This is a genomic window from Lentzea sp. NPDC054927 (assembly GCF_053610285.1).
On sequence record NZ_JBSGXZ010000028.1, the window covers coordinates 1 to 12573 of the forward strand.

The 12573-nt window shown below is 68.2% G+C and carries 13 protein-coding genes; 10 read left to right on the forward strand and 3 right to left on the reverse strand.

Annotated elements, in window-relative coordinates:
• Positions 1–396 precede the first annotated feature (396 nt).
• The 4 genes from ACWGE0_RS29590 (at position 397) to ACWGE0_RS29605 (ending at position 5179) form a co-directional block, all read left to right on the forward strand.
• A complete protein-coding gene (locus ACWGE0_RS29590) occupies positions 397–1014 on the forward strand; it encodes an FABP family protein (RefSeq protein ID WP_452264288.1) in 618 nt (205 codons plus the stop codon).
• A gap of 110 nt (positions 1015–1124) precedes the next feature.
• Positions 1125–1712: a 5-oxoprolinase subunit PxpB gene (gene pxpB / locus ACWGE0_RS29595; RefSeq protein ID WP_452264178.1), complete on the forward strand. Its 588-nt coding sequence runs from the start codon at positions 1125–1127 to the stop codon at positions 1710–1712.
• On the forward strand, positions 1709–2560 hold the full coding sequence (locus ACWGE0_RS29600) for a 5-oxoprolinase subunit C family protein (RefSeq protein ID WP_452264179.1): 852 nt from the start codon (positions 1709–1711) through the stop codon (positions 2558–2560). The genes pxpB and ACWGE0_RS29600 overlap by 4 nt, the downstream gene beginning before the upstream one ends.
• An 84-nt stretch (positions 2561–2644) precedes the next feature.
• On the forward strand, positions 2645–5179 hold the full coding sequence (locus tag ACWGE0_RS29605) for a glycosyl hydrolase family 18 protein (protein WP_452264180.1): 2535 nt from the start codon (positions 2645–2647) through the stop codon (positions 5177–5179).
• Between the two features lie 5 nt (positions 5180–5184).
• Here ACWGE0_RS29605 and ACWGE0_RS29610 read toward each other — a convergent pair whose 3' ends face one another.
• Positions 5185–6027 carry an aminodeoxychorismate lyase gene (locus ACWGE0_RS29610; protein ID WP_319969681.1) on the reverse strand — a complete coding sequence of 281 codons (843 nt, stop codon included), beginning with the start codon at positions 6025–6027 and terminating at the stop codon, positions 5185–5187.
• 71 nt (positions 6028–6098) lie between these two features.
• Between ACWGE0_RS29610 and ACWGE0_RS29615 the strand changes: the two genes are divergently transcribed.
• From ACWGE0_RS29615 to ACWGE0_RS29635, 5 genes are read left to right on the forward strand one after another with little or no spacing between them, the layout of a single operon-like run.
• Positions 6099–6488 carry a Fur family transcriptional regulator gene (locus ACWGE0_RS29615; RefSeq protein ID WP_452264289.1) on the forward strand — a complete coding sequence of 130 codons (390 nt, stop codon included), beginning with the start codon at positions 6099–6101 and terminating at the stop codon, positions 6486–6488.
• Entirely contained in the window at positions 6485–7546 is a 1062-nt protein-coding gene (ygfZ, locus tag ACWGE0_RS29620; RefSeq protein ID WP_452264181.1) for a CAF17-like 4Fe-4S cluster assembly/insertion protein YgfZ, read from the forward strand. The genes ACWGE0_RS29615 and ygfZ overlap by 4 nt, the downstream gene beginning before the upstream one ends.
• A gap of 18 nt (positions 7547–7564) precedes the next feature.
• Positions 7565–8389, forward strand: a complete 825-nt coding sequence (locus ACWGE0_RS29625; protein WP_452264182.1) for a 3-keto-5-aminohexanoate cleavage protein — start codon at positions 7565–7567, stop codon at positions 8387–8389.
• Positions 8390–8449: 60 nt separating this feature from the next.
• Positions 8450–9019, forward strand: a complete 570-nt coding sequence (locus ACWGE0_RS29630; protein ID WP_319969685.1) for an RsiG family protein — start codon at positions 8450–8452, stop codon at positions 9017–9019.
• Positions 9020–9076: 57 nt separating this feature from the next.
• Positions 9077–10258, forward strand: coding sequence for an MFS transporter (locus ACWGE0_RS29635; protein ID WP_452264183.1), 1182 nt, complete (start codon positions 9077–9079; stop codon positions 10256–10258).
• Here the strand turns inward: ACWGE0_RS29635 and ACWGE0_RS29640 are convergent.
• Positions 10201–11061, reverse strand: a complete 861-nt coding sequence (locus ACWGE0_RS29640; protein ID WP_452264184.1) for a hypothetical protein — start codon at positions 11059–11061, stop codon at positions 10201–10203. The two genes, ACWGE0_RS29635 and ACWGE0_RS29640, sit on opposite strands and share 58 nt — an antisense overlap.
• Before the next feature lie 173 nt (positions 11062–11234).
• Between ACWGE0_RS29640 and ACWGE0_RS29645 the strand changes: the two genes are divergently transcribed.
• Positions 11235–11423 carry a DUF3073 domain-containing protein gene (locus ACWGE0_RS29645; RefSeq protein ID WP_090102339.1) on the forward strand — a complete coding sequence of 63 codons (189 nt, stop codon included), beginning with the start codon at positions 11235–11237 and terminating at the stop codon, positions 11421–11423.
• 72 nt (positions 11424–11495) lie between these two features.
• Here ACWGE0_RS29645 and ACWGE0_RS29650 read toward each other — a convergent pair whose 3' ends face one another.
• On the reverse strand, positions 11496–12491 hold the full coding sequence (locus ACWGE0_RS29650; RefSeq protein ID WP_452264185.1) for an NADH:flavin oxidoreductase/NADH oxidase: 996 nt from the start codon (positions 12489–12491) through the stop codon (positions 11496–11498).
• Positions 12492–12573 lie beyond the last annotated feature (82 nt).

The window sequence follows — 12573 nt, forward strand, 5'->3', positions numbered from 1 at the left end:
AGTTGACACCCCTCCTCAGGTGTGGCTCGCTCTGGCCCGACTTGGGACGGGGACCCGCCCGGACCGCACCACCTACGCAACGCAACTCCGCCCAACGCAACTGGCGTGCCATCAACCCACGCACGGCGGAGGCCCCCAGATCAGATTGGCGGGGGTCTGGGGGCGGAGCCCCCAGGAAAGGTGACCACCACAACCCTGCACGTCAAACCAGGCGAGATATCCTCCCCCTGTGGAACACATCTTCACCGGACTCCTGGTGCTAGTGACAATCGCAGTCATGTGGTTCGCGGGCTACGTGGTCTACCGCCTCTACTCCGACCAGCGATGACCACGCCAACCCCAGGCGCCGAGCCCAGCGCCACCCAAGGCACCCCAGGCACCGTCCCCAGCTCCCCGATCCCGGGCAGCGGCGACGAGGCCATCCGCCTGGCCGAAGAACGCGCCGCGGCCACCAGAGAGCGCAACCTCCCCCAGTTCACCGACATGCCCATCCCGGGCGACACGGCGAACCTCCGGGAAGGCGCCAACCTCAACGACGCCCTCCTGGCAGTCCTCCCGCTGGTAGGCGTCTGGCGAGGCGAGGGAGAGATCGTCTACCCGACGATCGAGGGCCCGTTCCGCTTCGGCCAGCAGATCACCTTCGCCCACGACGGCCGCCCGTTCCTCGTCTACGAGGCGCGGTCCTGGCTGCTCAACGAGGCCGGCGAGGTCATCCGCCCGGCGGCCCGAGAGCAGGGTTTCTGGCGCCCGCAGGAAGACGACACCATCGAGCTGCTGCTCACGCACAACACGGGCATCGTCGAGCTGTACTACGGCAAGGTGCGCACGCAGACGTCGTGGGAGTTCGAGTCGGACGCGATCATCCGCTCCGCCACGGCCAAGGACGTCCAGGCTTCGCAGCGCCTCTACGGCATCGTCAACAACGGCGACCTCGCCTATGTGGAAGAGCGCGCCATGGTCGGCCAGCCCCTGCAGCCGCACGCGTCCGCACACCTCAAGCGCATCGTCGGCTGACCAGCCACACCGCAGATCGTTCAACAGTCCAGCACCGAACACGCAGGATTGTTGAACGATCTGCGTGTCGGATTGTTCAACAATCCCACGATTCCGCGTAGCATGGGTCCATGCTTCTGCGGCGCTGCGGAACCGATGCGCTCCTCGTCGAGGTCGACTCGCTGACCGAGGTCGCGGCGGTGCGCGCGGCCCTCCAGGGCCTGGCCGGGATCGAGGAGCTCGTGCCGGCGGCCAGGACAGTGCTGGTCAAGGGCGCGATCCAACAGGTCAGGAAAGCCCTCGAGGGCATCGACCTCACCAAGGCCCCGGAAACGCACAGCCGCGAGATCACCATCCCGGTGATCTACGACGGGCCGGACCTCGACCTCGTGGCGGAAGCCGCCAGGACCACTGCGGACGAGGTCGTGAAGCTCCACACCGAGGCCACGTACGAGGTGGCCTTCTGCGGCTTCGCACCAGGCTTCGCCTACCTCACCGGACTTCCCGCACAACTTCAGCAGCCGCGCCTCGACTCCCCGCGCACGAAGGTCCCCCAGGGCTCGGTCGGCATCGCGGGCGAGTTCACCGCCGCCTACCCCAGGGCGACACCGGGCGGCTGGCGGCTGATCGGCCGCACCGAGATCACGCTGTTCGACCCGAAGGCCGACACCCCCGCTGTCCTGCAGCCGGGCGACCAGGTCAGGTTCGTGATCGCGTGAACCGCACCGTCACGATCCTGCGCACCGGCCCACAAGCCTTGATCCAGGACCTCGGCCGGCCGGGCAACGCCCACCTCGGGGTCCCGCCCTCCGGCGCGATCGACCCGCACTCGCTCACCCTGGCCAACCGGCTCGTCGGCAACGACGAGACCGCGGCCGGGCTCGAACTCCTGCTCGGCGGCGCCCAGATCCACGCCAACACCAGTTGCACCATCGCCGTCACCGGACCGGCCGTCGAGGTCAGGATCGACGGCAGGCTCGCCGATTCGCACCAGCCGGTGCACGTGCCGGCGGGCGCCACCCTCGAGATCGGGACCCCGGAAACCGGGCTGCGCACGTACGCGGCAATCTCCGGCGGCATCGACGTGCCGGTGGAACTCGGCAGCCGCTCCACCGACCTGCTGTCCGGAATCGGTCCAGAACCGTTGCGGGACAACGACGTCCTAAAGCTTGGGACATCGAACCCGGCGAACGGGGCGGACGTGGTGCCGCCGATCGCCGTCCTGCAAACGTTGGTCATCCCGATCAGGCTCGGCCCGCGCGACGACTGGTTCGAGGACGCGGAAACCCAGCTGCGCCAAGGATCGTGGACGGTGTCGGACCGCGGCAACCGGGTCGGCGCGAGGCTTCAGGGCACCAAGCTGAATCGTCGTGACGGGGAGATTCCCAGCGAGGGAATGATCACCGGCTCGGTCCAGGTGCCGCCGGACGGGCAGCCGGTGGTCTTCCTCAACGACCATCCGACCACCGGCGGCTATCCCGTCATCGGCGTCGTCGACTGCGATCACCTGCGGTTTCTCGGGCAGGCCAGGCCGGGAACGAACATCCGGTTCCGCCCGATCGACTGAGGACCAGAGCGTTGACGTAAGTGGTCCAGACCAAATACCGTAACTCCCAGCCGCCGCGGAATCTCTACCAAACTGGAGTTCCGCATGCGCCGGATCCCTGCCCTGCTAGCAGTTCTCCTCGCGGTGTTAGCTCTGGCGGTCCCTGCACAGGCCGCCACCGGTATCACCGCGACCTTCTCCCGCACCGGCACGAGTGGCAAGTTCGTGGTCGCCAACGCGAGCACGACCGCGCTCAACGGGTGGTCGATCAAGTTCGACCTGCCGTCCGGTGTCACGGTCGGCAACGTTCAGAACGCGACGACCACCCAGAACGGCACGAGAGTGACGCTCACCCCTGCCTTCTACATCAACAACCTTCCGCCGGGGCGCAACACCGAGCCGTACAGCCCGACGTTCACGTTGAGCGCCGCGGCCGACCCGACCGCCTGCACGATCAACAACATGGCCTGTGACGGCAGCGGCAACCCACCACCGGCCCCGACCGGCCTCACCGCCGACTACTCGGTCGCGGGCGGCACGGCGAAGTTCATCGTCCGCAACCACTCCGCCGCCGCGGTCAGTGACTGGTCGATCAGCTTCACGCTGCCCAACGGCGTGACGGTCAGCAACGGCCAGAACAGCACGGTCACTCAGAACGGCAACCAGGTCACCGTGACCCCCGTTCACTACAACAAGACCGTGGCGGCCGGCGGCAGCACTGAGCCGTACAGCCCGGCGTTCTCCATCAGCTCGAACGTCGACCCGGTTACGTGCCGGATCAACAACGCGAACTGCGATGGCAGCGCGGACACTCCGCCAAGCACCCCAACAGGTCTCACCTCACCGACGAAGACCACCCGCACGGTGACGCTGCAGTGGAACGCGTCCACCGCGGGCTCGCTGCCGATCGCCGGCTACGAGGTCTACAACGGCTCGGCGCTCGCCACGAGCAGCACCACGACGTCCGCGACCGTGACCGGGCTGAACCCGAACAGCGCGTACTCCTTCACGGTGAAAGCCAAGGACACCAGGGGAACCCTGTCCGCGGCCAGCGCGGCGGTGAGCGTCACCACCAACAACCCCGCCGACGACACCACACCTCCGACCGCGCCGGGCAACCTGCGTTCGACGGCGAAGGACGCGGGCAGCATCACGTTGGCGTGGAACGCATCCACCGACAACCGCGGGGTCGCGAACTACGACGTCTACGTGGGCTCGACCGTGAAGACGACGGTGTCCGGCACCACGGCGGTCGTCAGTGGCCTCGCGCCGTCCACGAGCTACACGTTCACTGTGCGCGCACGGGACATCTACGACAACGTGTCCGCAGCGAGCAATGCGTTGACCGAGCGCACCAATGACATCGTCGGCGGGTACGCCCGTGTCGGTTACTTCGTGCAGTGGGGCATCTACGGACGCCAGTACTTCGTGAAGGACATGGACGCCGCGAAGATGACCCACGTCAACTACGCGTTCGGCAACATCGATCCCGTCAACCTGACGTGTCTGCACGGCGTCACGAAGGGCACGAGCCCGAACCCGCAGGACCCGAACCAGGGTGACGGCGCGGGTGACGCGGAAGCCGACTACAGCAGGCCGATGAGCGCGGCGCAGTCCGTCGACGGCGTCGCGGACAGCGGCTGGGAACCGTTGCGCGGCAACTACAACCAGCTCAAGAAGCTCAAGGCCAAGCACCCGAACCTCAAGGTGCTGATCTCGCTCGGCGGGTGGACGTACTCCAAGTACTTCTCCGACGTCGCGGCGACGGACGCGGCACGGAAGAAGTTCGTGTCGTCGTGCATCGACGTCTACCTCAAGGGCAACCTGCCCGTGTACAACGGCGCCGGCGGCCCCGGCACCGCGGCGGGCATCTTCGACGGCTTCGACCTCGACTGGGAGTGGCCGGGTGCGGAAGGCCACGCGGGCAACCACTTCGGCCCGCAGGACAAGGTCAACAACACCCTGTTGATCGAGGAGTTCCGCCGGCAGATGGACGCGTACAGCACCACCACGGGCAAGCGCTACCAGCTCACGGCGTTCACCCCTGCCGACCCCGGCAAGATCGCGGCGGGCTGGGAGCTCGGGCGGGTCGCGCAGTCGATGGACATCTTCAACGTCCAGGGCTACGACTTCCACGGCTCCGGCAGCGACAACTCGTGGGAGCCGAACCGGACCGGCCACCAGGGCAACCTCTACCAGGACCCGGACGACCCGTACACGACCAAGTTCAGCGTGGAGAGCACGGTGCAGGCCTACCTCGACGCCGGGGTGCCGTCGCGCAAGATCACGCTCGGGCTCGCGTTCTACGGCCGCGGCTGGCAGAACGTCACCAACGGCGGCAAGAACGGCGAGTGGCAGACCGCGGGTGGTGCGGCACCTGGCCAGTTCCCGGAGGAGTCGGGCACGCGCGGGTACGCCAACCTCGTCGCGTCCGTGCCTAACTGCACCGTCCACCACGACGAGGTGGCCGTGGCGACGTCCTGCTACACCGGCAACCAGTGGTGGACCTTCGACGACGCCTGGTCGATCCAGAAGAAGACCGCGTGGCTCAAGTCGAAGAACCTGCTGGGCGCGATGTTCTGGGAGATGTCGGGTGACCGCGGCCCGTTGATGGCCGCGGTCGACGCCGGTCTTCGTTAGAAGATCTAGTACTCGGACTCGTACAGGCCCTGCAGCTCGGTCAGCAGGGCTGACGAGTCGGGCAGCTGCTTGCCGTCCAGCGTGTTCACCCGCGTGATCTTGCGGACGCTGGACGCGAGGAACACGCCCTCGGCGTCGTAGAGCTCGCCGGTCTGGATCGGCTCCACGGAGACGGTCCAGCCGGCGCGCTCGGCGGCGCGGAACAACGCGTACTGCGTGGTGCCGGGCAGGATGCCGAGCTTCGACGGCGGCGTCACGAGGGTCTTGCCGCGCACCAGGATCACGGTCGAGGTCGGGCCTTCCAGCACCGAACCGTTCGACGTCGTGAAGATGACCTCGACGGCACCGCGGCGCTCGGCCTCGCGGATGGCGGCCATGTTGATCGCGTACGACAGCGACTTGGCGCCCAGCAGCAACCACGGCGCGCGGTCGGCGAGGTCCGGCTCGATGCCGCGGTCCAACGTCACCGCGGACAGGCCCTCCGCGCGCTGCTTGAGCACCTTCGCGCCGATCTCCATGCCGAGCGCGAACCCGGTGCCCGTGCCGTCGCCACCCTCGACACCGCGGGTGTAGACGAGCTTGAGGGCGAACTCCCGGCCGCCGGTCCAGTTGCCGATGACGAGCTCGACCGCGCGCTCGAACTCCGCTCGCGGAGGCGTGGGCATGTCGAGCATGGCCGCGGACCGGTCCAGGCGGTCCAGGTGCGGCGTGAGTTCGCGGGGCTTCCCGTCGACCACGAGGATCGTTTCGAACACACCGTCACCGCGCATGAGTCCGAGGTCGTCGACGCGGATCTGCGGCGAGTCGGGGTCAGCGAGGGTTCCGTCGAGCAGTGCCAGCACGCGCATGGCCCGAGCCTACTAACATCGGTGTTGTGGAGACCGCAAGAGGCCTGCGCAAAACGCTGCACGACCGCGGCATGCGGATGACACCGCAGCGCCAGCTCGTGCTGGACGCGGTCAGGGCCCTGGATCACTCGACCCCGGAGCAGATCTGTCAGCGCGTCCAGGAGACGGCTCCGACGGTCAACATCACGACCATCTACCGCACGCTCGACCTGCTGGACCGGCTCGGGCTGGTGCGGCACACGCACCTGGGTCACGGCGCGCCGAGCTACTCGGTCGACGACCACCAGCACGTGCACCTGGTGTGCCACGTCTGCGGCCGGATCGACGAGATCCCGTGTGAGCTGCTCGACCCGCTGGTCGGAACATTGCGGGAGCGCGATGGGTTCGAACTTGATGCAAGCCATCTCGCGCTGTCCGGCACTTGCCGCGACTGTTTGAAGCAGGAGCAGGAGACCGAGTGACCCTCCCAGGAGCCGTCCCGCCGCCCGACGATTCCACTGATGCCGGCGTCGCCTGGCACTACGGAGATCCGTTCGCCGAACAACGCTCCGCCGCCCGTGCCGTCGTGGTCGTCGACCGCTCGAACCGCGGCATCATCGCGGTTCCCGGCGAGGACCGGCTCAAGTGGCTGCACCAGCTCACGAGCCAGCACTTCGAGCAGCTCGGCGAGAACGCGAACACCGAGGCGCTGATCCTGGACGCGCAGGGCAGGCTCGAGCACCACATGGTCGTCGCGAACGTCGGCGGCACGGTGTTCCTGGACGTCGAGAAGGTCGACGACCTGCTGGCGTACCTGAAGAAGATGGTCTTCTGGTCGAAGGTGGAGCCGCGCGACGCCACGGCCGAGCTCGCGCTGGTGTCGATCATCGGACCCGACGCGGTCGCGCTGCTGGAGAAGCTGGACGTCCCGGTGCCCGCCGCAGTCGAGCAGCTGGGCGACGGGTTCGTGCGCCGCACGTCGTGGCCAGGTCAGAGCTCGTTCGACCTGCTGGTGCCGCGCGCCGAACTCACCTCGTGGTGGCAGCGGATCACCGACGCGGGCGCGCGCCCGGCGGGCAGCTTCGCGTTCGAGGCGCTGCGCGTGGAGTCCCTGCGGGCACGTCAGGGCATCGACACCGACGAGCGCACGATCCCGCACGAGGTCAATCTGATCGACCCGGCCGTGCACCTGAACAAGGGCTGCTACCGGGGCCAGGAGACGGTCGCGAAGGTCCACAACGTGGGACGCCCGCCGCGCCGGATGCTCCTACTCCACCTGGATGGTTCTGCGGACGGCGAGCCGGAGACCGGCGACCCGGTGAAGCTGGACGGGCGCGTGGTCGGCCGGGTGGGCAGCGTGGTGCAGCACCACGAGCTGGGCCCGATCGCGTTGGCGCTGGTCAAGCGGTCTGTGCCGGTGGAATCCGAGCTGCTCGCCGGCGCTCCTGAACGGGAAGTTCCTGCCCGGATCGACCCCGACTCGGTGCCACCGGACACCCCAGGTCTGGGCCGGGAAGCTGTTCGCAACCTGCGGGGATGACCCCTAGAGTCCCGGTACATGTCCTTGGGCACTCTCATCACGGTCGCTCCCACCGGAGCGGAGCACGCGAAGGCCGACGTCCCGCAGCTTCCAGTGACCCTGGAAGAGCTGGTCGCGACGGCGCAGAGCTGCGAGCAGGTCGGCGCGGCGATGATCCACGTCCACATCCGTGGCGAGGACGCGTTGCCGTCGCTGGACCTCGGTCGTCTGAAGGCCACCGTCGAGGCTCTGCGTTCTGAAACCAACCTCGTCGTGCAGCTCTCCACCGGCGGGTCGGTGCACGACCCGGAGGAGAACCGGCTGCGCGTGCTCGAGGCGATGCCGGACTCGGCGTCCTGCACGATGGGCACCGTCAACTTCGGCGACGACGTGTTCATGAACCGCTGGGAGTTCATCGTCTCCCTGCACAAGGGCATGCAGGAGCGCTCGATCGTCCCGGAGTACGAGATCTTCGACATCGGGCAGCTCGCGTCGTTGAAGCGCCTGCTGGACCAGCACGGCCTGCCCGCAGGCGGTCACGTGCACGTCGACCTCGTCATGGGGGTGCCCGGAGGTATGCCCGGCGACGCCGCGACGCTGGTCGCAGCAGTCAACGCTCTGCCGGACGGGGCAACGTTCTCCGCCACCGGGATCGGCAGGACCTCGTTGCCCGTGATGTTCACCGCACTGGGTGCGGGTGGCCACCTCCGAGTGGGTATGGAAGACACGATCAGCTACTCGCGTGGAGTGCCGGTTCGGGACAACACACAGCTCGTGGCGCGTGCCGCGGGGCTGTCCAAGATCGCACAACGACCCGCTCTCACACCTGACGAAGCGCGAAAGCTGCTGGGCGTGCACATTTGAGACAAGTTTGGTGCATGGGATGTGTTGGCGGGTGAGGAGGATCTACCGCAGGATGGACACGTGATCGAGGTGCGTCCTGGCGGGCGCCGCCGAATCGACCGGGTGCTCGCCCCCGACTACACGGAGGGCGTCGAGCAGCGCCCGCTCGTCGAGGTGCGCGAACTCCGCGACGAGGCAGCGCAGGAAGAGACCGACCTGTCCTACCTGCGGCGGCTGTTGCACGCGCGGATCGACATCGTGCGCGCGGAACAGGAGCGCCGCAGCTCTGGCGGTTCGGCGGTGGTCGACCAACTGGCCACGATCCTGTCCACAAACGCCGTGGGGCCGGCCACCGGTCTAGGCCGGTACCAGACCCATGAGCCGTCACGTGCTGACGCGCATCAACGGCACGTCGAGGCGCTCGTCTCCGACGTGGACCTCTCCGACGTGAGCAAGTTGTCCGACGATCGCCTCGGCGAAGCGTTGGAGACGTTTATCTCGGAGGAGGCCTCGGTGTCGGTGCGACGGCGTGAGGTGCAGGTCGTCGTGGACAAGCTCAACGCCGAGATCGCCTCGCGCTACCAGCGCGGGAGCGCGTCGGTGGACGAGCTGCTGGCGGCCGAGCGCGGACACCACCGGCGCAAGAGCTGACTCCCACAATCTGGGACGGTCGTTCCACTTTCTGAGCAGCAGACCTAGCGTGCCCTCATGGGGTATCGCTGGGTCGTGCTGTGCATCGGAGCTTTGGCGCAGGGCACGAACGCGGCCGTCTTCCTCGGCCTGCCCGCGATCAGCCCGCAGCTCCAGCAGCACTTCTCACTGACGTTGCCCCAGGTCGGGCTGCTTCTCGGTGCCGTCAACCTGGGCACGATGATCGCCCTCGTGCCGTGGGGAGTCGTCGCGGACCGACGCGGCGAGCGACTCGTGATGACCATTGGCGGCCTCGGAGCGGCGGGCTGCCTGCTGTCCGTGGCACTGGGCAACGCCTGGATCGCCGGCCTCGCGCTGTTCGCCGCCGGACTGTTCGGGGCCAGCGTCAACGCGGCCAGCGGCCGGGCTGTCATGTCGTGGTTCAGCAGCGGGTCGCGTGGCCTCGCGATGGGCGTCCGGCAGACCGCCACCCCGCTCGGCGCCGCGCTCACCGCCGCAGTCCTGCCCGGAATCGCGATCTCGGCCGGGGTACCGACGGCCTTCGTCGCACTGGCGGGCGTGACCGCGTTCGTGGCGCTCGCGGTGGCGCTGCTGGTCAGGGAACCGCCTGGCGCGGTCCGGGCGAGCGCCGAACACGGAGTGATCCTCAAGGATCCACGGCTGTTGCGGTTGTCGCTGGCCAGCGGACTGCTCGTAGTGCCGCAGTTCACCGCCACCGCGCTGCTGGTGCCGCTTCTGCACGGGCACCGAGGCATGACCGTCACGGCGGCCGCGGCGGTGTTCGGCGTTGCCCAAGCGCTCGGCGGTGCCGGACGGCTGGCTGTAGGCGTGTGGTCGGACCGGGTGCGCAACCGGATCGGCCCGCTCAAGATCGTGTCGATCATCACCGCGGCCGGGTTCGTGCTGGTCGCCGTGCTGGACCAGGCGCCGTTGCCGCTGCTCATCGCCGTGCTGGTGCCGACGAGCGTGTTCGCGCTGTGCTGGAACGGGCTCGCGGTCACCGAGGCCGGCGAGCTCGCCCCCGAAGGTCGCAGTGCCACCGCGATCGGCATGCAGAACTCGGCGAACTACCTCAGCGCCGCGATCACGCCGTTTCTCGCGAGCTTCGTCGCGGTGCACGTGGCGTGGCCTGCGGCGATGGTCCTTGCAGCTGCGGCGGCCGTGACCGCGCGGGTGCTGCTTCAGCCGTGGCGTTCCCTGCGGGCCAGCTCGCCCCAGAACTCGCGCAGCGTCTCGTAGCGCAACGCCACCTCCTCGGCGTCGCCCGATTCCAGCGCGTCGACGATGGCGTTCACGTCCGCCGCCGAGGTGTCCTCCAGCAGGTCCTTGTCCTCGAGCAGCTGCACCAGGCCGCCGTAGTCGAGTTCGACGGCGGAGTGCGGGTGGAAGTGCTCGAGCCAGCGTCCGGTGTCGGCCAGGATCGTGGCCGGCCCTTCGTTGCCCAGGGAGTTCTTCACGACCTTGAGCGCTCGGGCGACGCGACGACGTGCGTCCGCCATCGCGACCCGCCACGACACCTGCCGTTCCGGGTCGTCCTGGGCGCTGGCCAGCACGACGCGGCGTTGGGCGGGTTCGACCAGGGCGAACCACGGCAGCGGCACGGTCCAAGTCGTGGAGATGACGTGGACGGCTCCTGCCGCGAGTTCTGCCATCACGGCCGACGCGCGCGCTCGGACAGTTTCCGGGGCAACACCGAGAGCCGCGTCCTGCAGGATCGGCGGAGCGGAGGCCAGGAAGCCCACCAGAGCGGCGGCGGAACGTGCCCGGAGGTCAAGGGGGCAGACGAGAGGTCCGGGGCCGACACGCGCGGCGTCAGAGGTCGGAACCTCGGCGGGGCTGATCGCCATCACGTCGAAGGACTCGCCCGGAAGCAGCTTTTGTCCCAACTGTGATCGCAACCACAGCTCCCGTTCGCGGTCACCGACCTCCGAACGGAGGACAGGGCCGTTTTCCAGGGCTTTTTGGACTTTGTCCGCTAGCGGTGCGTCCAATACCGATAACGGTTCGTACACCCGTAGGTAGGCGACGAACGGTCTGGGCACGTGTGCATCCTTCCACGCGAGGGCGGCCGCGAGATTTGGCGGTACGTGTCACGCCTACCGCGTCGCGAGGAACCCCATCGGCACGGTACGGTAGTTACCAGGAACTAGTTGTCGAGACGAGTGGGGCCGCCGTTCCCCCGGCCGCCCCCGTCCCTGTGCGAGGGGGTCGAGCCATGGGGCGCGGCCGAGCGAAGGCCAAGCAGACGAAGGTCGCCAGGGAGCTCAAATACAGCTCTCATGAGACCGACTTCGCTGCTCTGCAGCGTGAGCTGTCTGGTGATGAAAGGTCGCCGAACGGGAGTGGTGGTGGCGATGAGCCACGCGACGACCCGTACGACGACTACGACGACTACCGTCGCTGAATTCAGCCTGAAGAGTTCAAGGGTTGGGCAACCGGATCATCGGTGCCCAGCCCTTGAACTCTGAGGGCGCTTTCAGAACGCCCTGGCGTACTGCCTCGGCGCGTTGACCTCCACACCCAGCTGCTGTGCCGCGTGCAGCGGCCAGTACGGGTCGCGGAGCATCTCGCGCGCGAGCAGCACCAGGTCGGCGGAACCGTCCGTCAAAACCTGTTCGGCCTGCACCGCCCCGGTGATCAGGCCGACCGCACCCGTGGGCACGTCTGCCTTGCGTCGCACAGCTTCGGCCAGCGGCACCTGGTAGCCGGGCCCGATCGGGATCTCCGCCTGCGCTGTGTTGCCACCGCTGGACACGTCGATCAGGTCCGCACCCGCGGCCTTGAGCGCCTGTGCCAGCACAACGCTGTCGTCGGCAGTCCAGCCGTTGTCGACCCAGTCGGTGCCCGAGATCCGCACGAGCACCGGCACGTCCGGGCCCACCGCTGCCCTCACGGCGGCGGTGACCTCGACGGGCACGGCGATGCGTTCTTCGAGGCTGCCCTCGTTCGTGAGCGGCGAGTAGAACTCGTGCAGCAGGTACCCGTGCGCGGCGTGGATCTCGATGACCTCGAACCCGGCCTCGACCGCCCTGAGCGCGCCGTCGACGAAGGCCTTCACGATCCCAGTGTGGCCGGTCAGTTTCTCCGGAGTGTTTCCGCCAGGGAACGGCTCGGTCGTGGGCGCCACCGGCACCCAGTCACCGATCGCCTTGCGCCCGGCGTGCGCGAGCTGGATGCCGGGGACCGCACCGTGCTCCTTGATGAACGCGGTGATCCGCTTCCAGGCCTCGACCTGCTCGTCGTTCCAGATGCCGACGTCCTGCGGCGAGATCCGGCCCCTCGGCTCGACGGCGGTGGCCTCGGCGATGACCAGCCCGGCACCACCGACCGCGCGCGAGCCCAGGTGGACGAGGTGCCACTCGGTCGGGACGCCGTCTTCCTTCGTCACCGAGTACTGACACATCGGGCTGACCGCGATGCGGTTCGGCAGCGTGACCGAGCGCAGGGTCAGCGGGGAGAAGAGCAGGCTCACTTCGGGGCTCCCTTGAAACGATTCGTAGGGCTACGAACTGTTCAAGGGAGCTCGTCGGCGGGTTGTTCCCGGCGGTGAGGTT

Bases quoted from the DNA above. Each gene is read 5' to 3' on its own strand.
- pxpB (WP_452264178.1), top strand. From the start codon at position 1,125: ATGCTTCTGCGGCGCTGCGGAACCGATGCGCTCCTCGTCGAGGTCGAC.
- ACWGE0_RS29605 (WP_452264180.1), top strand. From the start codon at position 2,645: ATGCGCCGGATCCCTGCCCTGCTAGCAGTTCTCCTCGCGGTGTTAGCT.
- ACWGE0_RS29610 (WP_319969681.1), bottom strand. From the start codon at position 6,027: ATGCGCGTGCTGGCACTGCTCGACGGAACCCTCGCTGACCCCGACTCG.
- ACWGE0_RS29615 (WP_452264289.1), top strand. From the start codon at position 6,099: ATGCGGATGACACCGCAGCGCCAGCTCGTGCTGGACGCGGTCAGGGCC.
- ACWGE0_RS29625 (WP_452264182.1), top strand. From the start codon at position 7,565: ATGTCCTTGGGCACTCTCATCACGGTCGCTCCCACCGGAGCGGAGCAC.
- ACWGE0_RS29635 (WP_452264183.1), top strand. From the start codon at position 9,077: ATGGGGTATCGCTGGGTCGTGCTGTGCATCGGAGCTTTGGCGCAGGGC.
- ACWGE0_RS29645 (WP_090102339.1), top strand. From the start codon at position 11,235: ATGGGGCGCGGCCGAGCGAAGGCCAAGCAGACGAAGGTCGCCAGGGAG.